We start from the raw sequence: 22,586 nt of genomic DNA, 5'->3' as shown, positions 1-22,586 counted from the left end.
ATATGGTTGACATGTCATCTGTTAGGCGGGTGACAGCACACCGACCACCGAGGAGTGGACCATGCAGATCGGCATCTTCACCGTCGGCGACGTCACCACCGACCCGACCACCGGGCAGACGCCGTCGGAGTACGAGCGGATCAAGGCGACCGTCGCGATCGCGAAGAAGGCCGACGAGATCGGCCTGGACGTGTTCGCCACCGGCGAGCACCACAACCCGCCGTTCGTCGCGTCCAATCCCACCGCGACCCTCGCCTACATCGGCGCCCAGACCGAGAACATCATCCTCTCGACCGCGACGACGCTGATCACGACCACGGACCCGGTGCTCATCGCGGAGGACTACGCGAAGCTGCAGCACCTGACCGACGGCCGCAACGACCTGATGCTGGGCCGCGGCAACACCGGCCCGGTCTATCCCTGGTTCGGCAAGGACATCCGCCAGGGCATCAACCTCGCCGTCGAGAACTACGCGCTGCTCCGCCGGCTGTGGAGCGAGGACGTCGTCGACTGGGAGGGCAGGTTCCGCACCCCGCTGCAGGGCTACACCTCGACCCCGCGACCGTTGGACGGCATCGCGCCGTTCGTGTGGCACGGCTCGATCCGCAGTCCCGAGATCGCGGAGCAGGCGGCCTACTACGGCGACGGCTTCTTCCACAACCACATCTTCTGGCCGGCCGCGCACGCCGCCCAGATGGTCAACCTCTACCGCGAGCGCTTCGAGCACTACGGCCACGGGCGCGCCGACCAGGCGATCGTCGGGCTGGGCGGGCAGATCTTCATGCACAGGAACAGCCAGGAGGCGGTCCGCCGGTTCCGGCCGTACTTCGACAACGCGCCGGTCTACGGGCACGGGCCGTCGCTCGAGGACTTCTCCGAGCACACGCCGCTGACCGTCGGCTCGCCCCAGCAGGTGCTGGAGCGGACGCTGTCGTTCCGCGAGTACGCCGGTCACTACCAGCGCCAGCTGTTCCTCGTCGACCACGCCGGCCTGCCCCTGAAGACGGTCCTCGAGCAGCTCGACCTGCTCGGCGAGATCCTGCCCGACCTGCGCAAGGGGTTCGCCGAGGGGCGCCCCGCGCACGTCCCCGACGCGCCCACCCACGCCTCGCTGATCGCTGCGGCGGGCGGCGCGAAGGACGTCACCGTGCACGCGGAGGACACCATGACCGGCACGACCGACCGTGCCCCGGAGGCCGAGGAGGTCAGCGCATGACGACCCGGATCGTCGTCATCTCCGCGGGGCTGTCCGTCCCGTCCTCGACGCGCCTGCTCGCCGACAAGCTCGGCGACGCCGTCGCGGGGGCGGTGCGCGCCCGCGGCCAGGAGGTCGCCGTCGAGCACGTCGAGCTGCGCCCCCTCGCGCACGCCCTGGCCGACCACCTGCTGACCGGGTTCCCGACCGGGGACCTGGCGCGGGCGATCGAGGCCGTGCGCCACGCCGACGGCCTGGTCGTGGTGACGCCGGTGTTCTCCGCGTCCTACTCCGGCCTGTTCAAGACCTTCTTCGACGTCCTCGAGCCCGGCCTGCTGGACGGGAGGCCGGTCGTCGTCGCGGCCACGGCGGGCACCGCCCGGCACAGCCTCGTCCTCGACCATGCCCTGCGGCCGTTGTTCGCCTACCTGCGCGCGGTCGTCGTACCCACCGGTGTGTTCGCGGCGAGCGAGGACTTCGGTGCCACCGACGACGGCTCGCTCGACAAGCGGGTCGAGCGAGCGGCCGGCGAGCTCGCCGCCCTGCTCGGCGACGGAGCCGGACCGGCGGCGATCGCACCGAGCCGGCGGTCCGTCGAGGACGGGTTCGCCGCCCCGACGCCGTTCGAGCAGCTGCTCCGCGAGGCGAGCGGGGACTCCGTCCACCGACCGTGACAGTGATGGTGGCACGATGGGGATCCCTGCCGTCGTGAGAGGAACACCATGCGCCGCACCGTCTTCGACGAGGACCATGAGTCCTTCCGTCAGACCATCCGCTCGTTCATCGAGGCCGAGGTGGTACCGCACTACCAGGAGTGGTTCGAGGCGGGGATCGTGCCGCGCGACTTCTATCTCAAGCTCGGCGAGCTCGGGACCTTCGGGATCGAGGTCCCCGAGGAGTACGGCGGCGCCGGGATCGAGTCGTTCAAGTTCGCCGCGGTCCAGTACGAGGAGATGTCCCGGGCCGGCGTGAGCTTCGGCGGCTCGAGCACGCACGTCGCGCTGTGCCTGCCCTACATCCTCAAGCTGGCCACCGAGGAGCAGAAGAAGCGCTGGCTTCCGGGGTTCGTGACCGGCGAGAAGATGTTCGCGATCGCGATGACCGAGCCGGGCACCGGCTCCGATCTGGCCGGCATGACGACCACCGCGAAGCGCGACGGGGACGCCTACGTCCTGAACGGGTCGAAGACCTTCATCACCGGCGGCGTCCACGCCGACCGGGTCATCGTCTGTGCCCGCACCTCCCCGCCGCTGGACAGCAACCGGCGCTTCGGCATCTCGCTCTTCGCGGTCGACACCACGAGCGAGGGCTACGCCGTGGGCCGCAAGCTCGACAAGATCGGCCTGCGCACCTCCGACACCGCGGAGCTGTCCTTCTCCGACGTCCGGGTCCCGGCCGAGGACCTGCTCGGCGAGGAGAACGAGGGCTTCAGCTACCTCGGCCAGAACCTGCCCCAGGAGCGGCTCGGCATCGCCTTCGGCGCCTATGCGCAGGCGGCCGCCGCCGTCCGCTTCACGACGCAGTACGTCGAGGAGCGCAAGGTCTTCGGCCAGCCGGTCGCTCACTTCCAGAACACGAAGTTCGAGCTCGCCGCCTGCCAGGCCGAGGTCGACGCGGCCCAGGCCGTCGCCGACCGCGCTCTCGAGGCCCACGACCGCGGCGAGCTCACCGCGGTGGAGGCCGCCTCGGCCAAGCTGTTCTGCACCGAGGTCGCCTCGCGCGTGATCGACCGCTGCCTCCAGCTCCACGGCGGCTACGGCTACATGAACGAGTACCCCATCGCCCGCCTGTACGCCGACAACCGGGTCAACCGGATCTACGGCGGCACGTCCGAGGTGATGAAGCTGATCATCGCCAAGAGCATGGGGCTCTGACGGGGGCAGGGAGCCTGCGGGCGCCTGCGCGCAGCGCGTCGGAGGCAAGCGTGGGCCCGAAGGGTCTGCGCGCAGCCTTCGACAGGCGACACGCTCGGCCCATCAGAATCAGTGCTGGTAGGTGCCCGTGAGGATCGCGCGCCCGAGGGTCTTGAAGGCCAGGTTGAACGACACGACCGCCGCCGAGGCGTCGGAGTCGACGCCGAGGGTCTCCTCGCCCACGGCGTGCACCACGAAGTAGTAGCGGTGCACCTGGTCGCCCTGGGGCGGGGCGGCTCCCATGAACGCCTTCGGGCCTCCGTCGTTGCGGCACATGAAGGCGTTGCCGGGCAGCACGGCGCCCTCGGCCCCGGCGCCGGAGTCGAGCGAGGTCGTGTCCGCGGGCAGGTCGACCAGCACCCAGTGCCAGAACCCGCTGGGGGTCGGGGCATCCGGGTCGAAGCAGGTCACGACGTACGACTTGGTGCCCTCGGGGGCACCCGACCAGGACAGCTGCGGCGAGGTGTTGCCGAGGGCCGCGACCTGATCGTCCTTCAGCGGCCGGCCGTCGGTGACGTCCTCGCTCGTCACGGGGAACGACGCCACGACGGGGAGCAGGGTGTAGGGGTCCGGGGAGACCGGTCGATCGAGACTCATGTCACCGAAGTTAGTCCGGGTGCTGGTCCGGTGTGCGAGGCGCCGCGCCGTATGCCGGGAGAATGTGCGTCGTGATGGACTTCCCGCCGTACCCCTCCGGTCTGCGCCTCGCCGGGCGCCGCGTGCTCGTCGTCGGCGGCGGCCACGTGGCCCAACGCCGGGTGCCCCAGCTGATCGCGGTCGGTGCCGACGTCCACGTCGTGTCGCCCGAGGTCACTCCCGCGATCGAGGGCCTGGTCGGCTCGGGAGAGATCACCTGGCACGAGCGCGCGTTCGCGGACGCCGACCTCGACGGAGCGTGGTACGTCATCGCGGTGACCGACGACCGCGCGGTCAACGACCACGTCTCACAGCTGTGCGAGGAGCAACGGGTGTTCTGCGTCCGCTCGGACGACGCGACGCTCGGTACGGCGTGGACGCCGGCGGTGGGACGCGAGGCGGGGATCACCGTCGCCGTGGTCGGCAACCGCGACCCGCGCCGCTCGGCCGCGGTCCGCGACGAGATCGTCGCCGGGCTGCGCGACGGCACCATCGCCGCCCCGCACCACCGGGACCGCACACCTGGCGTCACGCTCGTGGGCGGCGGCCCCGGCGACCCGGAGCTGATCTCGATCGCCGGCCGCAAGGCGCTGATGGCGGCCGACGTCGTCGTCGCCGACCGGCTGGCCCCGCGCGAGCTGCTCGGCGACCTGCCGAGCGACGTCGAGCTGGTCGACGTCGCCAAGCTGCCCCGTGGCCGCTCCGCTCAACAGGAGGAGATCAACCGGATCATCATCGAGCGGGCGCTCGCCGGGAAGCGCGTCGTCCGGTTCAAGGGCGGCGACAACTTCGTCTTCGGCCGCGGGTTCGAGGAGATCATCGCCTGCCGGGCGGCCGGCGTACCGGTGACCGTGATCCCCGGCCTCACCTCGCCCGTCTCGGTGCCGGGCATCGCCGGCATCCCGGTGACGCACCGCGGCGTCACCCACGAGTTCACCGTCGTCTCCGGCCATCTGCCGCCCGGGCACCCGGAGTCGCTGGTGAACTACGCGGCCCTCGCCCGGATGCAGGGCACCGTCGTGGTCATGATGGGCGTCGAGAACGCGCCGCACATCGCCGCCGCGCTCATCTCCGGCGGCCGCCCCGAGACGACGCCGGTCGCAGTCGTCTGCGACGGCACCATGCCGACGCAGCGGACCGTGCTCGCCACCCTCGCCACGCTCGCCGACCGCCTGACCGAGGAGGACGTCAAGCCACCGGCCATCATCGTCGTCGGCGACGTCGTCGCGGTCGCCCACCCGGACGCCTTCTCGAGCTGACGCGCCCGTGGCCGAGCTCGTCGAGATCTCCGACCCCGCCGACCCGCGGCTGGGCGACTACCGCGACCTGCGCGACGTCGAGCTCCGCAAGCACCTCGAGGCCGAGCACGGCCTGTTCCTGGCCGAGGGGGAGAAGGTCGTCCGCCGGGCCGTGGAGGCAGGCTTCGCGCCGCGCTCCTTCCTGATGGCGCCGCGCTGGCTAGACGGCCTGGCCGACGTACTCGGCCGGTCCGACGTGCCCTGCTACGTCCTCTCGGAGGAGCTGGCCGAGGAGGTCACCGGCTTCCACGTCCATCGCGGGGCGCTGGCATCCCTGGAGCGCCGCCCCCTGCCCACCCTGGACGAGGTCCTCACGGGCGCCCGGTCGGTGCTGGTGCTCGAGGACATCGTGGACCACACCAACGTCGGCGCCATCCTGCGCTCAGGAGCGGCGCTGGGCTTCGACGCCGTCCTGCTCGCCCCGCGCTGCGCCGACCCGCTCTACCGCCGCGCGATCAAGGTCGCGATGGGCGCCGTCTTCGCGTTGCCGTGGACCCGTCTGCCCGACTGGCACGACGCCCTGCCGGACCTCGCCGAGCGCGGCTTCACCACGGTCGCGCTGACCCTCGCGCCGGACGCCGTACCCATCGAGGAGGCGGTGGCCGGCCAGGAGAAGGTCGCGCTCGTCCTCGGCTCGGAGGGCCACGGCCTGTCCGCGCGCTGGGAGCGGTCGGCCGACCGGCGCGCGATCATCCCGATGGCGCGCACCATCGAGCACGGCGTGGACTCCCTCAACGTGGCCGCCGCGACCGCTGTGGCCTGCTACGTGACCGCCCGCCGCTGACCCCTCGCGAAATCGGACACGCTGTCGCACTACCGCTCGGGCGCCCGGCACCATACTCTCCCCTCCATGGCGGATGAGAACACGTTCTACCCAAACGTCCGGGTCGTGGTGTGGGGCACCGGCAACATGGGCCGCGCGTCCATCCGGGCCGTCGCGGCGCACCCGGGACTGAGCCTCGCGGCGGTCGTCGTCAACGACCCGGCGAAGGTCGGGCGCGACGCCGGCGACCTGGCCGAGCTCGGCCGGTCGCTGGGCGTGCCGGCCACGGACGACGTCGAGGCAGCGCTCGCGGCGCTCGAGGGAGGAGGAGCGGTGGCGTACGCCGCGTCCGGCGAGCTGCGCCCCGACGACGCCGTCGTGGACCTCGCTCGTGCGCTGGCCGGCGGCGCCGTGGTGGTCACACCGTCCGTCTACGCCCTCTACGACCACCGCAGCGCGCCGGCCGAGATGCGTGAGCCGCTGGAGAAGGCGTGCGCCGAGGGCGGCAGCGCGCTGTTCGTCAGCGGCATCGACCCGGGCTGGGGCAACGATCTGCTGCCGGCGCTCGTCAGTGGTCTCGCCTCGGAGATCGAGCAGGTCCGCTGCCAGGAGATCTTCGACTACTCGACGTACGACGCCGAGGACTCGGTCCGCTACATCGTCGGCATGGGCCAGCCGATGGACTACGAGCCGCCGATGGTCGCCGAGGGCATCCCGTCGATGGTCTGGGGCGGCCAGATCCGGCTCATCGCCCGTGCGCTCGGCGTCGAGCTCGACGAGCTGCGCGAGACCGTCGAGCGCCGTGCGCTCGACGCGTCGGTGACCACCGCTCTCGGCTACTTCGAGGCCGGCACCCAGGGCGGGCTGCGCTTCGAGGTGCAGGGCATCGTCGGCGGCGAGCCGAGGATCGTCATCGAGCACGTCACCCGGATCACCGCCGCGTGTGCCTACGACTGGCCGATGCCCCCCGACGGCGGCGACGGCGCCCACCGCGTGATCATCGAGGGTCGGCCCCGGATCGAGATCAACGTCGAGGCCACCGACGAGGGCGGCAACCGGGCGGCGGGCGGCAACGCCACGGCCGCCAACCGGCTGGTCAACGCCATCCCGTGGCTGCGCAGCGCCACCCCGGGCCTGTACGACGGTCTCGACGTGCCACTGCTCCCGTCGACCTACCTGCGCACCACCGCCGAGGAGGCGTGATGTTCATCGACGTGCCCGAGGGCAAGGACCCGATCATGTACGTGTGGGGAGAGCTGGTGCCCGGCATCGGCCCGGCCGCCTCGGCGCTCGCCATGAGCGTCTACGAGCACAGCACGCTCGGCCTGCGCGAGTTCGAGGCCGCCCGGCTCCGGATCGCCCAGATCAACGGCTGCCTGTTCTGCCAGGACTGGCGCACCGAGCGGGACGGGCAGAAGGTCGAGGAGACCTTCGACCGGGCGGTCGAGGAGTGGCGCACCACCCGCGACTTCGACGATCGGACCCGCCTCGCCGCGGAGTACGCCGAGCGCTACGCGCTCGACCACCACGGCATCGACGACGGCTTCTGGCAGCGGATCCGGGCCCACTACACCGACCGGGAGATCGTCGAGCTGTCCATGTGCCTGGGCTCGTGGCTCTCCTTCGGCCGGCTCAACCGGGTGCTCGGCCTGGATGCGGCGTGCGTCCTGCCGAGCCATGCCGCCCGATCCTGACCCTCAACCTCGATCAGGCTCGATCAGGCTCGATCAGGCTCGATCAGGCTCGATCAGCCGCGCAGCAGTGCGGCGAACCGGGCGACCGTGTCGTCGACGGCGGACTGGCAGGCCGGCGACCACGGCCCCATGTCGAAGAACCCGTGGATCAGGCCGGGATAGGTCGCCTGCTCCACCCTGACCCCGGCGGCGGCCAGCGCATCGGCGTAGGCGATGCCCTCGTCGCGCAGGGGGTCGAACTCGGCGGTGACGACGACAGCCGGCGGGAGCCCGGCCAGGTCGCCGCGCAACGGCGAGAGCCGTACGTCGGTGAGGTCGGTCTCCGGGGCGACGTAGCTGCCGATGAACCACGCCATCGTGGGCTCGTCGAGGAAGTAGCCGTGTGCGTTCTCGGTCCGTGACGCGTAGTCGCCGAGGACGTCGGTGGCCGGGTAGACCAGCAGCTGGGCCGCCAGGCCGGGCACGTGCTGGGTCACGACGGCGGACAGGTTGCCGCCCGCGGAGTCGCCCGCGACAGCGAGCACCTCGCTGCCGCCGTACGACGCCAGGCGGGTCCGGACGTCGCGGACGGCGGCGATCGCGTCCTCGGCCGCTGCCGGGAACCTGCTCTCGGGGGCCAGCCGGTAGTCGACGGCGACCACGACGGCGCCGGCACCCGCACAGATCGCGCGCGCCATCGCGGCGTGGGTGTCGAGGTCCCCGATCACCCAGCCCCCGCCGTGCAGCAGCACGACCGTCGGGAACGGCCCGGCGCCTTCGGGCCGGTAGACCCGGGCCGCCAGCGGACCGTCTCCTCCGGCGACCTTGTCGTCCGTGACCGAGGCGACCGGCGCCAGGGTCCCCGGCGGCCGGCCGTCGACGGTCATCGCCCGGAACACGGCACGCGCGTCGCCGGGGGAGAGCTGGGAGATGGGCGTGCCGGCCTCGATCGCCTCGAGGAGGCCGGCCAGTGCGGGGTCGACGGGCATGCGCCGACGCTAGCCCACGGCGGAGCTCAGGTGGGCCACTCCACCGGGTAGTCCTCGACCGCGGCGTCGTGCTGCTTGCGCAGCTTCTTCATCGCCTTCGCGGAGATCCGGTCGCCGAAGACGGTGCCGACGGTGTGGTCGGTCTCGTGCTGCAGGCACTTCGCCAGCAGTCCGTCGCCCTCGAAGCGCACCGGGGCGCCGTCGAGCCCGGTGCCCTCGACCACGGCGTAGTCGGGACGGGCGCAGTCGACGAAGGCGCCGGGATAGGACAGGCAGCCCTCGGGACTGTCGTCGAGCCGCCGGTCGACGCCCTGGGGCTCGACCAGGACGGGGTTGCAGACCACGCCGACGACCCGCTGTCCCTCCTCGTCGGGGCAGTCGAAGACGAACATCGCGACGTCCTCGCCGATCTGACAGGCCGCGAGGCCGACGCCGTCGGCCGCATACATGGTGGCGACCATGTCGGCGGCCAGCGCGCGCAGCGCATCGTCGTAGACCTCCACCCGCGCCTGGGGGCGGTGCATGACCGGCGTTCCCCACCGCGTCATCGGCCGCACGCTCCCGTTGCGGGGCAGGGGTCCGTACGGCGCATGCGGGGTCTGGTCCTCCATGTCGCGCATCGTAGGGGCGAGGATCACAGCAGGCCGATTCGACCTAGGTGTAGCGCAGTGTGTAACTCACGGTTACAGTTACCCCATGTCCTTGATCAGCAACCTCAAGCCGGGCGGCAAGAACGGGGTCCCGAGCAGCGAGAGCCGTGATCCGATCGGCTACCTCGTCGCCGGCCTGAACCGGCTCGCCCAGACCGACCTCCTCGACAAGGTCCGCCTCCGCAAGCCGGCCGAGCAGGCGGTCTTCTCCGTCACCCGGACCGGGTTCAAGACGATCACCACCGCCAGCCGGACCTTCGCGCACGCCGGCAAGGGTGGCCAGCCCGGGGCCCGGCCGACACCCGCCTCCGCGAGCGGCGTGTTCGACCTCACGCCCGGCGAGGACGAGCAGATGCTCGTCGACCTCGTCACCGACTTCGCCGACGAGGTCGTCCGGCCCGCGGCCGACCACGCCGACAAGGCCTGCGCCGCCCCCGACGACCTGCTCAAGGCCAGCCTCGAGATCGGCCTGCCGATCCTCGGTCTGCCGGAGACCCTCGGTGGCGTGTCCGAGGAGCGCTCCGCGATGGCCGGCACCCTGGTCGCCGAGGCACTGGCGAAGGGCGACATGGGCCTGGCCGTCGCGACGCTGGCGCCGGGCTCGGTCGCCACCGCGATCGGCCTGTGGGGCACCGACGCCCAGCAGCAGACCTACCTGCCCGCGTTCAGCGCCGAGGACGGCTCCGTGCCCGCCGCCGCGCTGGCGCTGAACGAGCCCACCGTGCTCTTCGACGTCCTCAACCCATCGACCACCGCGCGGAAGACCGCCGACGGCTACGTCCTCAGCGGCACCAAGAGCCTGGTCGCCCGCGGCGACCACGCCGAGCTCTTCGTCGTGGGCGCGAAGCTCGAGGGCAAGCCGGTCCTCTTCCTCGTCGAGTCCGGTGTCACGGGCCTCAGCATCGAGGGCGACCCCGCGATGGGCGTGCGGGCCGCGTCGATGACCAAGCTCCTCCTCGAGGACGTCACGGTCCCCAAGGACGCCGTGCTCGGCGAGACCGACGGGTCGACGTACACCGAGTGCGTGCGTCTCGCGCGCCTCGCCTGGTGCGCGCTCGCCGTCGGCACCGGCCAGGCCGTGCTCGACTACGTGACGCCGTACGTCAAGGGCCGCGAGGCCTTCGGCGAGCCGATCGCCAACCGCCAGTCGGTGGCGTTCATGGTCGCCAACATCGCGATCGAGCTGCAGGGCATGCGCCTGCTGACCTACCGCGCCGCCTCGCGTGCCGCGGCCGGCAAGGACTTCTCCCGTGAGGTGGCACTGGCCCGCAAGGCGTGCACCGACAAGGGCATGCAGATCGGCCTCGACGGCGTCCAGCTGCTCGGTGGCCACGGGTTCGTCAAGGAGCACCCGGTCGAGCGGTGGTACCGCGACCTGCGTGCCATCGGGATCATGGAAGGAACGGTGCTCGTCTGATGGCCATCAATCTGGAAGTCCCGAAGAAGCACCGGGCGCTGGTCGACCAGGCCCACCAGGTCGCCATGAACATGCTGCGACCGATCTCCCGCAAGTACGACATCGCCGAGCACGAGTACCCCAAGGAGCTCGACATGCTCGCGGCGATGATCGACGGGCTCTCCGAGTCCGGCGCCAGCGAGGGCGCCGGCGCGACCGGCGTCCGCCGCGACGCCGACGACGGCGACAAGAAGGCGTCGGTCAAGAACGGCGCCAACCTCGCCTCGGTGACCTCGGTCGCCGAGATGTGCTGGGGCGACACCGGCCTGCTGCTGTCGATGCCCCGCCAGGGTCTCGGCAACTCGGCGATCGCGTCGGTCGCCAACGACGAGCAGCTCGAGCGGTTCAAGGGCCGCTGGGCCTCGATGGCGATCACCGAGCCGTCGTTCGGCTCCGACTCCGCCGCGATCTCGACCACCGCCGTGCTCGACGGCGACGAGTACGTCATCAACGGCGAGAAGATCTTCGTCACCTCCGGCGAGCGCTCCGACTGCATCGTGGTCTGGGCGACGCTCGACAAGTCCCTCGGCCGAGCCGCGATCAAGTCGTTCGTCGTCGAGAAGGACACGCCCGGCGTCAAGGTCGAGCGGCTGGAGGAGAAGCTCGGCATCCGGGCCTCCGACACCGCCGTCATCACCTTCACCGACGCCCGGGTCCCGAAGGACAACCTCCTCGGCTCGCCGGAGGTCAACGTCGAGCAGGGCTTCGCCGGCGCGATGGCGACCTTCGACAACACCCGCCCACTGGTGGCCGCGATGGCCGTGGGGTGCGCCCGCGCGTCCCTCGACCTGACCCGCGACCTGCTGAAGGAGGCCGGCATCGAGGTCGACTACGACCGGCCGGCGATCCTGCAGCATGCCGCCGCGGCGAAGTTCCTGCAGCTCGAGTCCGACTGGGAGGCGGGGCGCCTGCTCACCCTCCAGGCGGCCTGGATGGCCGACAACCGCAAGCCCAACTCGCTGGAGGCCTCGATGGCCAAGGCGAAGGCCGGCCGGGTCGGCTCCGACGTGACGCTGTCCTGCGTCGAGCTGTGCGCCTCGATCGGCTACAGCGAGGAGGAGCTGCTCGAGAAGTGGGCGCGCGACTCCAAGATCCTCGACATCTTCGAGGGCACCCAGCAGATCCAGCAGCTGATCGTGGCGCGCCGGATCCTGGGTCTCTCGAGCGCCGAGCTGAAGTGACCTGACACCGCCCGGTCACAGCAGGCGGGCGCCCTCGGCCGGACGCACCTCGTGGTGCGCCGGCCGGGGCCACCCCGCGGCGGCGAAGGCCGCGTCGACGCCGTTCCGTACGGCGCCGACGCGGCCTTCGTGCGTCAACGCGATGGTGCAGCCGCCGAACCCGCCGCCGGTGAGCCGGGCACCGAGCGCCCCGGCGGCCAGCGCCGCGTCCACCGCGGTGTCGAGCGCGGGCACGCTCACCTCGTAGTCGTCGCGGAGGGAGGCGTGCGAGGCCGTCATCAGGTCACCGAGCCGCTGCCAGGCGCGGGCCCCGATCGCCTCGACCGCGGACCGGACCCGGGCGTTCTCGGTCGCGACGTGCCGGCGCCGACGAGGATGCCCGTCCGCGCACTCGCGCCGCCGTTGCGCGTACCCGCCGTCGCCATCGGCCAGCTGGTGTCGGACCCGGGTGTCGGTCACCAGCAGCGTCAACCCGTCCTCGGACACCGGCAGGGGCACCAGCCTGGTCACGGGAGCGCCCAGGTCGGCGAAGTCGATGAGCAGCGCGTGGCCGTCCGCGCCGAACAGGGCGGCGAGCTGGTCCATGCCGCCGGTCGGCGCGCCGACGTGGTCGGTCTCGGCGCGCCGACACACGTCGGCGAGGAGGCGGCGACCGGGCCCGTCGAGAGGCACGTCGAGCAGGCCGGCGATCGCCGTCGCCACCGCGCATTCGAGCGCCGCCGAGCTGGACAGGCCGCCGCCGAGCGGGAGTGTGGAGACGAGGTCGATGTCGAGGCCCGGCACCACCCAGCCGGCCCGGCGGAGCTCGGCGACCACGCCGACGACGTACTCCTGCCAGTGCGGGTCGCCCGGATCCGCCTCCCGGCTCCGCACCCGGAGCCGGTCGTCCTCCCGGCGCCGGACGGTCGCGGTGGTCGTCAGGCTGATCGCGAACGGCAGGCACAGCCCGCCGTTGTAGTCGGTGTGCTCACCGATCAGGTTCACCCGGCCGGGTGCGCGGGCGACCACCGCCGCGGAGGGGGACTTCACGACGCCATCCTGCCCCGCCGGACCGCGACGGCCCGCGGCTAGGGTGACGGCCGTGCCCCGCCCTCTCGTCGTCGCCGCCGCCCGGTCCGAGGTGGCCCACGTCCCGGCCGGGATCGACGTGGTCGTCACCGGCATCGGGAAGACCGCCGCCGCGACCGCGCTGACCCGCCACCTCGCCGGCCGGTCCGACCTGGCCGACCTGGTCGTCGTCAATCTCGGCACCGCCGGCGCGCTGCACGACGGTCTGGACGGCGGGCTCGACGGTGAGTACGGGCTCCACGAGATCGGCACGGTGCTCAACCACGACATCAACGGCGACGCGATCCGCGCGCTCGGCCACGACCCGCGTGACCGGTTCGTGATCGGCGAGAGCCCGACCGTGCTCGCCACCGGCGACGTCTTCGTCACTGACCCGGTGGTGCGGGCCCGGCTCGCCGAGCAGGCGCAGCTGGTCGACATGGAGGGCTATGCGGTCGCCTACGTCGCCCAGGAGTTCGGCGTGCCCGTCCGCCTGGTCAAGCACGTCTCCGACAACGCCGACGAGGGCGCGCTGGAATGGGTGGCGCTGGTCGACCGCAGCGCGCGGATCCTGGGGGAGTGGGCCGCGACCCACCTGGGGTGAGGGCGTCGGCCCTCAGCGGCTGCTGCTCGCCCGGCGTCCGCGGACGACGCCGACGAAGTCCTGGTGGACCGGGCTGTCGGCGTCGCGCAGCCAGACCAGGGCCACGGTCGTCGGCTCGAGCTCGACGAGACGGTGGACGACGTCCTTGCGGTGGTGCAGCCGTGCCAGCGACATCGGCACGATCACGATCCCGCTGCCCGACGCGGCGACCTCGATGGCGTCCTTCACCGTCATGCCAGGGAACGGCAGCTGCTCGACCGAGGGCGTCCACCCGGTGGGATGGGGCAGCACCAGCTGCTCGTCGGCGAGGTCGGCCAGGGGGATCGGCGTGTCACCGTCCGCAGCGGCCACGAAGTGCTCGCGGCTCGCCACCACGACCGGCAGCTCGTCGTACAGGCGCACGCAGTGCAGTGGCGCCGGCGACTCGAGGTCGACCGGCAGCCGGACCAGGGCCAAGTCGGCGACCCCCTCGTCGAGGACCGCGCGCTGATGTCCCTCCTCGGTGGGGAGGAGGTCGAGCCGGATCCGCGGGTTGCGCTCGCGCCAGGCCCGCGCCCACTTGTCGGGGGTCACTCCGGGAACGAAGGCGACACGCAGCTCCTGCATGCGCCCACGATCCCAGAGTGAGCCCGTCAGCGACGCATCTGGGGCGCCTCTCGCTAGGCCTGGGTGACCAGACCGAACTGGAGCGTGCCGGTGTCGTCGATGCCGGCATCGAGCACCATCGCGTCGAGCTGCCGGGCGGAGTCCGGGTCGAGGTAGACCGTGGCGCCGTCCTGCTCGACGACCTGGTCGCCGGGTTCGGCCTGTTCGGCTGCGGAGACGGCGAAGCCGGCCTCCGCCTGGGTGATGCGCAGTCCCGCGGAGTCGGGGACGTCGGGGGCGTCGGTCATCTGCTTGACGATCGTGCAGGCGTTCTCGGTGAGGGTGAGCATGGCATGCCTTCTCGGTTCGTGGTCAGAGACCTTTCCCACCGTTGCAGGTGGCCGGACCTCGTTCAAGCCGCCGGGCGTGTCGCCGGAGCGCCCGCACCGCCCCGACCGCCGCGTAGGTGCCGGTCAGCGCCGTCGTGAGCACCAGCGCCCGCGGGCTGCCGTCGCGGCGCAGGAGATGTCCCAGCCCGGTCGCCGTGTCCGAGATGTCGACCCCCAACGAGAGCAGCTGCAGCCGCTCCCGTTCCGCCTCGCCGGCCAATAGGTACGCCGCGCCCAGGGCGATCGCGCGCCCGCCGTAGATCCGGGTCAGGTAGCCGACCTCCGGGGTGGGGTCGATGCCGAAGACCCGCCCGGTCACCGCCGGCGATGCGAGGGACGAGAGTCCCAGGCCGATCCGTCCCCAGGCCAACATCTCGAGGCTGTCCGATCCCATGGACCGATCGTGCCCGGCCCGGGGCCGGACGGCCATGACCCGTGAGGTCATGGCCGTGCTGGAAGGAGTGCCGGAAGGACTGCCGGAGGGGGTGCCGATGCGGTGTCTGCGGCCGTCCTTTGCTACGGTTTCTCCGCACTCGTCCGGGTGGCGGAATTGGCAGACGCGCTAGCTTGAGGTGCTAGTGCCCGTATTAGGGCGTGGGGGTTCAAGTCCCCCCTCGGACACCAGACGGAATGGCGGCCCCAGGGCCGCCATTCCGCGTTGTGCCGCCTCTCTGGAGTCCCGCCGTGACCGACGGCAGAACCTGGCCTTTGCTCGGGAGCGGGTCTCCCTAGACTGATCGACGTGCCTCGTCCCGCGTTCGCCGCCCTCGCGTTGCTCACGCTCATCCTCGTCGCCGGATGCAGCGGGGACGACGGTGAGGGGAAGCCGGCGGCAGCCGAGTCGTCGGCGAGTCTCTCGGCCGCCGACAGCCTGGTCCAGACCGGGCTGGAACAGCTCGACGCCGGTGACGACGCCGAGGCCCGGACCACGTTCGAGAACGTGCTGGAGCTCGACCCGGACAACGTCTACGCCCACTACAACCTCGGCCTGCTGGCCCAGGGAGCCGGACGGCAGGACGACGCCGTCAAGCAGTACGACGCGGCGCTGGCCACCGATGCCGACTTCGCTCCGGCGCTCTACAACAAGGGCATCCTGCTGGAGGCCACCGAGCTCGACGCGGCGGTGGGGCTCTACCGCCGCGCTCTCAAGGCCGATCCGGACATGGCGGCGGCGCACATGCGGCTCGGGTTCGCGCTGCTGCACCTGGGCGAGACCGCCGAGGCCGAGGAGCACCTGTCGACCGGCATCGAGCTCGACCCGTCGATGGCGGACGTCGAGCCCCCGTCGTACGGCTGAGCGACCGCGTGGGACGGGGTCCCCAGTTTCTCCGAATCGGGGCCGCGTGGTCCGTGCGACCTCTAGCGTTGCGCTGTGCATACGTTCCGGCCCCGGGCCCTCACCTCCCTGTCACTCGCGACGCTGGCCACGGCGACGCTGATCGCTGCCGGAGGGGCGGCTCAGGCGGCCGAGCGGGCGAAGCCGGACGTCCGCGTCATCAGTGCCTGCTTCAGCGTGAAGACCGGCAAGATCCGGATCGTCAAGAACGTCGACCGGTGCAGGCGTGGCGAGGACCACATCCGCTGGATCCGCGGGGCCGACCGCAATCGCGGGCCCCAGGGTGAGGCGGGTGCCAGCGGTGCGTCCGGCGCGGTCGGTGCGACGGGCGCGGCTGGTCCGGTGGGCCCCACGGGTTCCGCCGGCGCGGCCGGCGCGACGGGTGGCATCGGGCCGGCCGGCCCGATCGGCCCCGCGGGCGCGACGGGCGCCACCGGCGCGGCAGGCACGGCCGGAGGCGTCGGTCCGGCCGGGGCTACCGGCGCGATCGGTCCTGCCGGGGCCACCGGAGCCGTCGGCCCGGCCGGTCCCACCGGGGCTACCGGGGCTACCGGGGATGTCGGCCCGGCCGGCCCGGCCGGCTCGGGGGCCATGTTGTCGAGCAGCAGCGGCGCGGCGGTCACGACGACCACCGTTCTCGGCGGCATGGGCAACACGGTCACCGTGCTGCCCATCAACGGCACGGGCTCGGTCAGCGGCGTCTCCATCGTCGGGGGCACGATCGACGCGACGGGCAACGGGATCGCAGGCCTGGCCCAGCCGATCACGGGCGACCGCACACTCACCGGCATCGACGGCTACTTCACCAACAGCGTCGCCATGGCGCTGATCGGGACGACGCTCGGCCTCGAGGTCCAGCTCTGGACCTCCTCGACACCCAACAACATCTTTGCTCCGGTCCCGGGTGCGACGTGCACGCTGGGGCCCAGCCTCACCGGGATCCTCGCGATCGGCGCGGTCGCGGACTGCACCACGACCGGCCTCGCCGTCCCGCTGACCAACCAGACGCAGGCCATCCTCGTCGTGCGGGCCGACATCACGGCGGGCCTCGACATGGTGACCGCCCTCAGCGGCTACTGGTCCGCCGGGCTCAAGCTGTCCTGACAGGGCGAACACCGACGTGGCCCCGGATCTCTGCATGACAGAGATCCGGGGCCTTCGTCGCGCCGCCACGCGGGTCTGTAGCACAGATGCACGCTCACGCCTTCACCTCACGGACTTGTGCCGCTATCGTGGACGCCGCGCACACAGAGACCCGCAATCGTTAAGGTTCTCTTCAAGGTTTGGTGCAGAACTCCTCGATGGACGCGTGCCCGGGCACGCCCACAGACTCCCTTCCTGAGATCCAAGCCGCGGACCCGATCGATCGGGACCGCCTCACAGGAAGCGCGATCTATGGCGAACCGATCACGGAGAGTGGTGCCCGTCGGGCTCGCTCTCGTCCTGGCCCTGACGGTGGCGGGCTGCAATGCCAACTCGTCCGGCGACTCCACCGAGACCAAGGACAAGAACACGTCGGCGATGGAGTCCGTGCCCCAGGGTGGGACACTGCACTACCTCTCGCGGAGGGCCACCGAGACCTTCGAGACCGCCAACGCGCAGATGGTGCCGACGAGCCGGCTGCGGTGGGTGCACCGCGGGCTGACGTCCTGGCAGACGTTCCCCGACAAGGACACGGTCCTGGTGCCGGACCTCGCCACCGACACGGGGACGACGGACGACGGCGGCCGGACCTGGACGTTCGCGCTCCAGGAGGGCCTGAAGTTCTCCGACGGCAGCCCGATCACGGCGCAGGACGTGAAGTACGGCATCGAGCGGTCGTTCGCGCCGATGTTCCAAGGTGGCCTCGGCTACCACAAGACGCTGCTCGAGGGCGGGACCGACTACGACGGCCCGTACGACGGCAAGGAGCTCGACTCCATCGAGGTCGTCGACGACCACAAGATCGTCTTCCACCTGAGCCGACCGTTCGGCAACTGGCCGTGGATCGTCAGCATGCCGGCGTTCGCTCCGGTGCCGAAGGCGGCCGACACCGAGCCCGAGACGTACGGCGAGAACCCGGTTGCCAGCGGCCCGTACATGGTGACCAGCTTCAGCAAGGGCACCCAGGCGGTGCTCGAGCGCAACCCGAACTGGAGCGCCGACACCGACCAGGCGCGCCTCGCCGGCCCGGACAAGATCGTCTTGGACATGGGCCTGAACAACGACACGATCGTCCAGCGCCTCATCGACGACAAGGGTGACGACCAGAGCGCGATCAGCAACGCGCTCATCTCGCCGTCACAGTTCCAGCGCATCGAGTCCGACCCGTCGATCTCCGAGCGGATGGCCAACGGCCCGTCGGGCTACTTCCGCTACCTCGCGATGAACGTGAAGCGCCCCGGCCTCTCCGACGTCCGCGTGCGGCAGGCCATCAACTACGCGATCAACAAGGCCGAGATCCAGAGCGTCTACGGCGGACCGAAGTTCGGCGGCCAGATCACCTCCTCGATCATGACCGAGGGCATCCCCGGAGCCACCGACTACAACCTGTACGACGGCGGCGACACCGGCGACGTCGAGAAGGCCAAGGAGCTGCTGGCCGACGCCGGCGTCTCGAACCTGAAGCTCTCCCTCACCTACCCGACCGACGTCAGCGCGATCGAGGAGAAGGAGGCCCAGAGCATCAAGAACTCGCTGGCCCAGGTGGGCATCGACGTCGAGCTCAAGGGCCTCGACGGCAGCACGTGGTACGAGCTGATCTCGTCGGCCGACGGTGACTACGACCTGACGACGAGTGGCTGGGGAGCCGACTTCCCGAGCGGCATGAGCACGATCCAGCCCCTCTTCGCGTCCAGCGAGATCGGCGACGGCGGTGGCAACGCGTCGCAGTACTCCAACCCCGACGTCGACGCCGCGATCGACGCGGCCATCTCCGAGCCCGACCTCGACAAGGCCGCCGAGATGTGGGCCGCGATCGACCAGCAGATCATGGAGGACGCGCCGATCGTGCCCATCCTCGTGCAGCGCACGCAGGCCCTGGCCGGCTCGAAGATCCTGAACTACTTCATGCCCGCCTACCCGCCGTTCGCGAACGAGCTGGTCGTCGGTGTCGATCGCTGAGATCCAGCAGGCGGAGGGCCGGCGTACGTCGGTCCTCCGCCGCTTCCTCCGCAAGAGGTCCGGTGTGGCCGGGCTGGTCATGCTGGTCGTGCCGATGGTCGCGGGGCTCTGCGCCCCCCTCCTCGTGCGGCTGGAGGGCCAGGACCCGCACACGTTCCACACCGACCTGCTGGACCCCGACGGGGGCCGGCCGCTGGGCGCGCTCGGCGGTGTCAGCGCCGAGCACTGGCTCGGCGTCGCGCCGGTCACCGGCGTCGACCTGTTCGCGCAGATCGTCTACGGCATCCGCTCCTCTCTGTTCATCGCGTTCGGCGCGAGCATCCTGTCGATCATCGTCGCGGCGATCCTCGGCACGGCCATGGGCTACTTCGGCGGCTGGGTCAACGCCGTCGCCGGCCGGCTGATCGACTTCATGTTCGGCTTCCCGGGCCTCATGTTCGTGATCGCGATCATGGCGATCGTGCCGCCGGAGCTGCCGCGCGGCCTGGTCCTCGTCCTGGTCCTGGCCTTCTTCGGGTGGACCGTCCCGGCCCGGATCATCGGTGCCCAGGCCAGTGCGATCAACGCCCGCGCCTTCGTCGAGGCCGCGCGGGCGACCGGCGCTCCGCCCGGGCAGATCATCCGCCGCGAGATGATGCCGCACCTGTTCGGCCTCGTCGTCGTCCTGTTCGCGATGTCGCTGCCCACGAACGTCAGCGTCGTCGCCGGCCTGTCGTTCCTGGGAGTAGGCCTGCGCGGCGACGTACCGGACCTCGGCAAGCTGCTCTCCGACTCCCTGCCGTGGATCTACAGCGGCGCGGACGTCTGGTACATGCTCTTTCCCGGCGCCGTGGTGTTCCTGATCGTCTTCGGCGCCACGCTCGCCGGCGACGCGCTCCGCGACGTCCTCGACGTGCGTACGGAGGATGCCGCATGACCGCCTATATCGCCCGCCGCATGGTCACCGCGGTGTTCATGCTCCTCGCGATCGCCTTCGTCACGATCGCCCTCTTCTTCGGGGCCTCCAAGGACCCCGCCCGCGCCATGTGCGGGAAGCCGTGCCCGGCCGAGACCAAGGCCAAGGTCAGCGCCTACATGCAGACCGACCAGAGCGTGGTGTGGCAGTACGGCCAGTTCGTGAAGGGACTGGTCGCCGGCCGCACCTACGGGGAGGGTGCGCAGCAGGTCGAATGCGCGGCGCCGTGCTTCGGCTACTCCTTCCCCAACCGCAGCGACGTCACCTCGCTCATCGGGGAGCGGCTCCCCGTGACTCTGTCCCTCGCGCTCGGCGCCGCGGTGCTGTGCCTCGTGGTGGGGATCGGGCTCGGCGCTCTGTCGGCGATACGCAAGGGCGGCATGGTCGACCGGTTCTCGACCGGCTTCGCGATGTTCGGCCTCTCGGTGCCGACCTTCCTCGTCGGCCTCCTGGTGGTCCAGGTGTTCGGCTTCATGCTCAACGTGCTGCCGTTCTCCGGCTTCGTGCCGTTCTCGGAGTCGCCGGTGGACTGGGCCTGGCACCTGATCGGGCCGTGGATGGTGCTCTCCTTCATCCTCGCCGCGAGCTACGTCCGGGTCACCCGGACCCAGCTCCTCAACGAGCTGTCGGCCGAGCACCTGGTCGCGATGACGGCGCGCGGTGCCTCGCCGCGGCAGGTCAACCGGCACGCCGTGCGCGGCGTCATGGTGCCGATCAGCGCGATGTTCGCGCTCGACGTCACCGCGCTGCTGGGCGGGTCGGTGATCGCGGAGAAGGTGTTCAGCCTGCACGGTCTCGGCGACCTGCTGCTCTCCGGCGTCAACGAGTCGGACCTGAGCATCGTGGTCGGCGTGACGCTGTTCTCGGCGTTCCTCATCATCGTCGGCAACCTGGTCGTCGACCTCCTCATGCCGCTTCTCGACCCGAGGATCCGCCGTGCCTGACCCCGTGCTCCAGGTCGAGGACCTGTCCATCTCCTTCACCACCGGCGAGACGACGTTCGACGTCGTGCGCGACCTGTCCGTGACGTTGGACGGAGGCAGGACCCTTGCCGTCGTCGGCGAGTCGGGCTCGGGCAAGACGATCACCGGGCGTGCGATCATGCGGCTGCTGCCGCGTGGCGCCGGCGCCCGCGGGCGGATCGTGGTCGCGGGGCGGGACATGCTCGCCGCCGACGAGCGCGAGCTGCGCCGGGCCCGCGGCGCGGACGTGGCGATGGTCTTCCAGGACTCGATGTCGGCGCTGAGCCCCTACCTCGACATCGGGGCCCACATCGCGCAGGCGGTCCGCCTGCATGACCCGTCGGTGTCCCGCCGGGCCGCGCGGGCGCGGGGCGTCGAGATGCTCGAGCGGGTCGGCATCCCCGAGCCGGCCGACGCCGTACGCCGCTTCCCGCACGAGTTCTCCGGCGGCATGCGCCAACGAGCGGTGATCGCGATGGCGCTGGTCAACCGGCCGGCGCTGCTCATCGCCGACGAGCCGACCACCGCGCTGGACGTGACCGTGCAGGCCCAGATCCTGGCACTGCTGCGCGAGCTCCAGCAGGAGTACGGCATGGCGATGCTGCTGATCAGCCATGACTTCGGGGTGGTGGCGAGTGCGGCCGACGACGTCCTCGTCCTGTACGCCGGCCGCGAGGCCGAGTACGGGAGCCTGCGCGACGTCTTCGAGGCGCCCGCGCACCCCTACACGGCAGGGCTGCGGGCTGCGACGCCGCGCCTGGACGCGCGCCTCGACACCGGTGGGGAGCGGACCCGCCTGCGGGCCATCCCCGGTGCGCCGACCTCGTTGCGCGACGCGGGCCCGGGTTGCGCGTTCGCCCCGCGCTGCGGTCTCGCCGGGCAGGTCGGCGAGCGGTGCGTGGTCGAGGTGCCGCTGCGCTCGCGTCGTACGTCCGGCACGACCGGCGGGGCGCACCGCGCCGCCTGCCATCTCGACCGGCTCCCGTCCTCCGGGGAGATCGCCCGATGACCGCGCCGATCCTGGAGATGACCGACGTCAGCAAGCGATTCCGGACGCCGGGCGGGTTCGGCCGCCGTCGCCACGGGCTCCTGGCCGTGGACGGCGTCTCGCTCCGGGTCGAGCGCGGCGAGGCCCTGGGTCTCGTCGGCGAGTCCGGCTCCGGCAAGTCCACCCTCGCGCGGATGGCCAACGGCCTCGTCACGCCGACGGCCGGGATCGTGCGCACCGACGGCCAGGACGTGGCGGCGCTGGGCCGGCGCGGCCTGCGCCGGCTGCGGCGCAACGTCGCGATGGTCTTCCAGGACCCCCTCGCCTCGCTCAACCCACGCCAGACCGTGCGACAGACCCTGGAGAACGTCTACCGCGCGCACGGCGAGACGACGTCGACCGCGGAGCTGGTGGCGCTGCTGGAGTCGGTCGGCCTCGGCCCCGACTACCTCGGGCGCTACCCGCACCAGGCGTCCGGCGGCCAGCTCCAGCGGGTCGCCGTGGCACGGGCACTCGCCCTCAAGCCGGACCTGATCATCGCCGACGAGCCGACCTCGGCGCTCGACGTGTCGGTACGCGCCCAGATCCTCAACCTGCTGGCGGACCTGCAGCGGGACCAGGGGATCTCCTTCCTCCACGTCAGCCACGACCTGGCGGTCATCCGGCTCTACAGCGACCGGGTCGCAGTCATGCAGCGCGGGCGGATCGTCGAGACCGGGCCCTCCGAGGAGATCTTCCGCGCGCCGCAGCACCCGTGCACCCAGGCGCTGGTGGAGGCGACCCCGGAGGCCGAGTTGCCGACCTGACCCCGCCGGCGCGCTGCACGGCACCGTCGTGCCGTGCCACGATCAGCACCATGACTCA

24 protein-coding genes and 1 tRNA gene are annotated in these 22,586 nt (G+C 71.5%); 18 read left to right on the top strand and 7 right to left on the bottom strand.

The genetic code is table 11. From position 1 onward, the window contains the following. Positions 1-61: 61 nt before the first annotated feature. From KVF89_RS10145 to KVF89_RS10135, 3 genes are read left to right on the top strand one after another with little or no spacing between them, the layout of a single operon-like run. Positions 62-1,216 carry an LLM class flavin-dependent oxidoreductase gene (locus KVF89_RS10145; protein WP_257425354.1) on the top strand — a complete coding sequence of 385 codons (1,155 nt, stop codon included), beginning with the start codon at positions 62-64 and terminating at the stop codon, positions 1,214-1,216. Continuing rightward, positions 1,213-1,869: an FMN reductase gene (locus KVF89_RS10140; RefSeq protein WP_257425352.1), complete on the top strand. Its 657-nt coding sequence runs from the start codon at positions 1,213-1,215 to the stop codon at positions 1,867-1,869. The genes KVF89_RS10145 and KVF89_RS10140 overlap by 4 nt, the downstream gene beginning before the upstream one ends. Before the next feature lie 48 nt (positions 1,870-1,917). Beyond that, complete coding sequence (locus tag KVF89_RS10135; RefSeq protein WP_257425351.1) at positions 1,918-3,069, top strand: acyl-CoA dehydrogenase family protein; 1,152 nt, start codon at positions 1,918-1,920, stop codon at positions 3,067-3,069. 108 nt (positions 3,070-3,177) lie between these two features. On the opposite strand, the gene KVF89_RS10130 is transcribed toward KVF89_RS10135, so the two are convergent. Further along, the gene (locus KVF89_RS10130; protein WP_257425350.1) at positions 3,178-3,705 is read right to left on the bottom strand and encodes a YbhB/YbcL family Raf kinase inhibitor-like protein; all 528 of its coding nucleotides are present in this window, start codon (positions 3,703-3,705) and stop codon (positions 3,178-3,180) included. Between the two features lie 74 nt (positions 3,706-3,779). Here KVF89_RS10130 and cobA point away from each other — a divergent pair, with 74 nt between their 5' ends. The 4 genes from cobA (at position 3,780) to KVF89_RS10110 (ending at position 7,499) form a co-directional block, all read left to right on the top strand. Next, positions 3,780-5,003, top strand: a complete 1,224-nt coding sequence (cobA, locus tag KVF89_RS10125; protein ID WP_257425939.1) for a uroporphyrinogen-III C-methyltransferase — start codon at positions 3,780-3,782, stop codon at positions 5,001-5,003. A gap of 7 nt (positions 5,004-5,010) precedes the next feature. Beyond that, positions 5,011-5,826: a TrmH family RNA methyltransferase gene (locus KVF89_RS10120; RefSeq protein ID WP_257425349.1), complete on the top strand. Its 816-nt coding sequence runs from the start codon at positions 5,011-5,013 to the stop codon at positions 5,824-5,826. 66 nt (positions 5,827-5,892) lie between these two features. Next, positions 5,893-7,008, top strand: a complete 1,116-nt coding sequence (locus KVF89_RS10115) for an NAD(P)H-dependent amine dehydrogenase family protein (protein ID WP_257425347.1) — start codon at positions 5,893-5,895, stop codon at positions 7,006-7,008. Next, positions 7,008-7,499: a carboxymuconolactone decarboxylase family protein gene (locus KVF89_RS10110; protein WP_257425346.1), complete on the top strand. Its 492-nt coding sequence runs from the start codon at positions 7,008-7,010 to the stop codon at positions 7,497-7,499. Before KVF89_RS10115 ends, KVF89_RS10110 begins: the two co-directional genes overlap by 1 nt. A 53-nt stretch (positions 7,500-7,552) precedes the next feature. Here the strand turns inward: KVF89_RS10110 and KVF89_RS10105 are convergent, their stop codons facing one another. Both KVF89_RS10105 and def read right to left on the bottom strand, forming a co-directional pair. After that, on the bottom strand, positions 7,553-8,467 hold the full coding sequence (locus KVF89_RS10105; protein WP_257425345.1) for an alpha/beta hydrolase: 915 nt from the start codon (positions 8,465-8,467) through the stop codon (positions 7,553-7,555). Between the two features lie 26 nt (positions 8,468-8,493). Further along, positions 8,494-9,087 (bottom strand): peptide deformylase, encoded by a 594-nt coding sequence (gene def, locus KVF89_RS10100; protein WP_257425344.1) that lies wholly within the window; start codon positions 9,085-9,087, stop codon positions 8,494-8,496. 76 nt (positions 9,088-9,163) lie between these two features. Here def and KVF89_RS10095 point away from each other — a divergent pair, with 76 nt between their 5' ends. Together KVF89_RS10095 and KVF89_RS10090 are read left to right on the top strand one after the other, a co-directional pair. Beyond that, positions 9,164-10,534, top strand: a complete 1,371-nt coding sequence (locus KVF89_RS10095; protein WP_257425342.1) for an acyl-CoA dehydrogenase family protein — start codon at positions 9,164-9,166, stop codon at positions 10,532-10,534. Continuing rightward, positions 10,534-11,754, top strand: a complete 1,221-nt coding sequence (locus KVF89_RS10090; RefSeq protein WP_257425341.1) for an acyl-CoA dehydrogenase family protein — start codon at positions 10,534-10,536, stop codon at positions 11,752-11,754. Before KVF89_RS10095 ends, KVF89_RS10090 begins: the two co-directional genes overlap by 1 nt. Before the next feature lie 15 nt (positions 11,755-11,769). Here KVF89_RS10090 and KVF89_RS10085 read toward each other — a convergent pair whose 3' ends face one another. Continuing rightward, positions 11,770-12,783, bottom strand: a complete 1,014-nt coding sequence (locus KVF89_RS10085; RefSeq protein ID WP_257425340.1) for a galactokinase — start codon at positions 12,781-12,783, stop codon at positions 11,770-11,772. Between the two features lie 52 nt (positions 12,784-12,835). On the opposite strand from KVF89_RS10085, the gene KVF89_RS10080 reads away from it, so the two are divergent. Further along, the gene (locus KVF89_RS10080; protein ID WP_257425339.1) at positions 12,836-13,405 is read left to right on the top strand and encodes a nucleosidase; all 570 of its coding nucleotides are present in this window, start codon (positions 12,836-12,838) and stop codon (positions 13,403-13,405) included. Between the two features lie 12 nt (positions 13,406-13,417). Here KVF89_RS10080 and KVF89_RS10075 read toward each other — a convergent pair whose 3' ends face one another. The 3 genes from KVF89_RS10075 to KVF89_RS10065 are packed head-to-tail and all read right to left on the bottom strand — an operon-like array spanning position 13,418 to position 14,773. Continuing rightward, positions 13,418-14,011 carry a substrate-binding domain-containing protein gene (locus KVF89_RS10075; protein WP_257425337.1) on the bottom strand — a complete coding sequence of 198 codons (594 nt, stop codon included), beginning with the start codon at positions 14,009-14,011 and terminating at the stop codon, positions 13,418-13,420. 53 nt (positions 14,012-14,064) lie between these two features. Then, the gene (locus KVF89_RS10070; RefSeq protein WP_257425336.1) at positions 14,065-14,340 is read right to left on the bottom strand and encodes a Fe-S cluster assembly protein HesB; all 276 of its coding nucleotides are present in this window, start codon (positions 14,338-14,340) and stop codon (positions 14,065-14,067) included. A gap of 22 nt (positions 14,341-14,362) precedes the next feature. Continuing rightward, positions 14,363-14,773: a hypothetical protein gene (locus KVF89_RS10065; RefSeq protein WP_257425335.1), complete on the bottom strand. Its 411-nt coding sequence runs from the start codon at positions 14,771-14,773 to the stop codon at positions 14,363-14,365. 141 nt (positions 14,774-14,914) lie between these two features. On the opposite strand from KVF89_RS10065, the gene KVF89_RS10060 reads away from it, so the two are divergent. The 8 genes from KVF89_RS10060 to KVF89_RS10025 all read left to right on the top strand — a co-directional run bounded on the left by KVF89_RS10060 (position 14,915) and on the right by KVF89_RS10025 (position 22,528). Continuing rightward, positions 14,915-15,003: transfer RNA gene (locus KVF89_RS10060), tRNA-Leu, on the top strand. Between the two features lie 118 nt (positions 15,004-15,121). Next, the gene (locus KVF89_RS10055) at positions 15,122-15,676 is read left to right on the top strand and encodes a tetratricopeptide repeat protein (RefSeq protein ID WP_257425334.1); all 555 of its coding nucleotides are present in this window, start codon (positions 15,122-15,124) and stop codon (positions 15,674-15,676) included. A gap of 75 nt (positions 15,677-15,751) precedes the next feature. Next, positions 15,752-16,819, top strand: coding sequence for a hypothetical protein (locus KVF89_RS10050; RefSeq protein WP_257425333.1), 1,068 nt, complete (start codon positions 15,752-15,754; stop codon positions 16,817-16,819). A 315-nt stretch (positions 16,820-17,134) separates the two neighbouring features. Continuing rightward, the gene (locus tag KVF89_RS10045) at positions 17,135-18,817 is read left to right on the top strand and encodes an ABC transporter substrate-binding protein (RefSeq protein WP_257425332.1); all 1,683 of its coding nucleotides are present in this window, start codon (positions 17,135-17,137) and stop codon (positions 18,815-18,817) included. Then, on the top strand, positions 18,804-19,733 hold the full coding sequence (locus KVF89_RS10040; protein WP_257425331.1) for an ABC transporter permease: 930 nt from the start codon (positions 18,804-18,806) through the stop codon (positions 19,731-19,733). Before KVF89_RS10045 ends, KVF89_RS10040 begins: the two co-directional genes overlap by 14 nt. Beyond that, positions 19,730-20,716, top strand: a complete 987-nt coding sequence (locus KVF89_RS10035) for an ABC transporter permease (protein ID WP_257425330.1) — start codon at positions 19,730-19,732, stop codon at positions 20,714-20,716. The genes KVF89_RS10040 and KVF89_RS10035 overlap by 4 nt, the downstream gene beginning before the upstream one ends. Next, positions 20,709-21,743: an ABC transporter ATP-binding protein gene (locus tag KVF89_RS10030; RefSeq protein ID WP_257425329.1), complete on the top strand. Its 1,035-nt coding sequence runs from the start codon at positions 20,709-20,711 to the stop codon at positions 21,741-21,743. Before KVF89_RS10035 ends, KVF89_RS10030 begins: the two co-directional genes overlap by 8 nt. Continuing rightward, entirely contained in the window at positions 21,740-22,528 is a 789-nt protein-coding gene (locus KVF89_RS10025; protein ID WP_257425328.1) for an ATP-binding cassette domain-containing protein, read from the top strand. Before KVF89_RS10030 ends, KVF89_RS10025 begins: the two co-directional genes overlap by 4 nt. Positions 22,529-22,586: the final 58 nt, after the last annotated feature.

The organism is Nocardioides carbamazepini, assembly GCF_024614185.1.
Lineage (GTDB): Bacteria > Actinomycetota > Actinomycetes > Propionibacteriales > Nocardioidaceae > Nocardioides > Nocardioides carbamazepini.
Note: the sequence above shows the minus strand (reverse complement) of the source record. Positions and strands in the feature narration are given on the sequence as shown.

Coding starts and splice junctions, on each gene's coding strand:
- cobA (WP_257425939.1), top strand. CDS start 3,780: ATGGACTTCCCGCCGTACCCCTCCGGTCTGCGCCTCGCCGGGCGCCGC.
- KVF89_RS10075 (WP_257425337.1), bottom strand. CDS start 14,011: ATGCAGGAGCTGCGTGTCGCCTTCGTTCCCGGAGTGACCCCCGACAAG.
- def (WP_257425344.1), bottom strand. CDS start 9,087: ATGCGCGACATGGAGGACCAGACCCCGCATGCGCCGTACGGACCCCTG.
- KVF89_RS10090 (WP_257425341.1), top strand. CDS start 10,534: ATGGCCATCAATCTGGAAGTCCCGAAGAAGCACCGGGCGCTGGTCGAC.
- KVF89_RS10105 (WP_257425345.1), bottom strand. CDS start 8,467: ATGCCCGTCGACCCCGCACTGGCCGGCCTCCTCGAGGCGATCGAGGCC.
- KVF89_RS10035 (WP_257425330.1), top strand. CDS start 19,730: ATGACCGCCTATATCGCCCGCCGCATGGTCACCGCGGTGTTCATGCTC.
- KVF89_RS10110 (WP_257425346.1), top strand. CDS start 7,008: ATGTTCATCGACGTGCCCGAGGGCAAGGACCCGATCATGTACGTGTGG.
- KVF89_RS10115 (WP_257425347.1), top strand. CDS start 5,893: ATGGCGGATGAGAACACGTTCTACCCAAACGTCCGGGTCGTGGTGTGG.
- KVF89_RS10095 (WP_257425342.1), top strand. CDS start 9,164: ATGTCCTTGATCAGCAACCTCAAGCCGGGCGGCAAGAACGGGGTCCCG.
- KVF89_RS10130 (WP_257425350.1), bottom strand. CDS start 3,705: ATGAGTCTCGATCGACCGGTCTCCCCGGACCCCTACACCCTGCTCCCC.
- KVF89_RS10140 (WP_257425352.1), top strand. CDS start 1,213: ATGACGACCCGGATCGTCGTCATCTCCGCGGGGCTGTCCGTCCCGTCC.
- KVF89_RS10065 (WP_257425335.1), bottom strand. CDS start 14,773: ATGGGATCGGACAGCCTCGAGATGTTGGCCTGGGGACGGATCGGCCTG.
- KVF89_RS10025 (WP_257425328.1), top strand. CDS start 21,740: ATGACCGCGCCGATCCTGGAGATGACCGACGTCAGCAAGCGATTCCGG.
- KVF89_RS10135 (WP_257425351.1), top strand. CDS start 1,918: ATGCGCCGCACCGTCTTCGACGAGGACCATGAGTCCTTCCGTCAGACC.
- KVF89_RS10145 (WP_257425354.1), top strand. CDS start 62: ATGCAGATCGGCATCTTCACCGTCGGCGACGTCACCACCGACCCGACC.
- KVF89_RS10070 (WP_257425336.1), bottom strand. CDS start 14,340: ATGCTCACCCTCACCGAGAACGCCTGCACGATCGTCAAGCAGATGACC.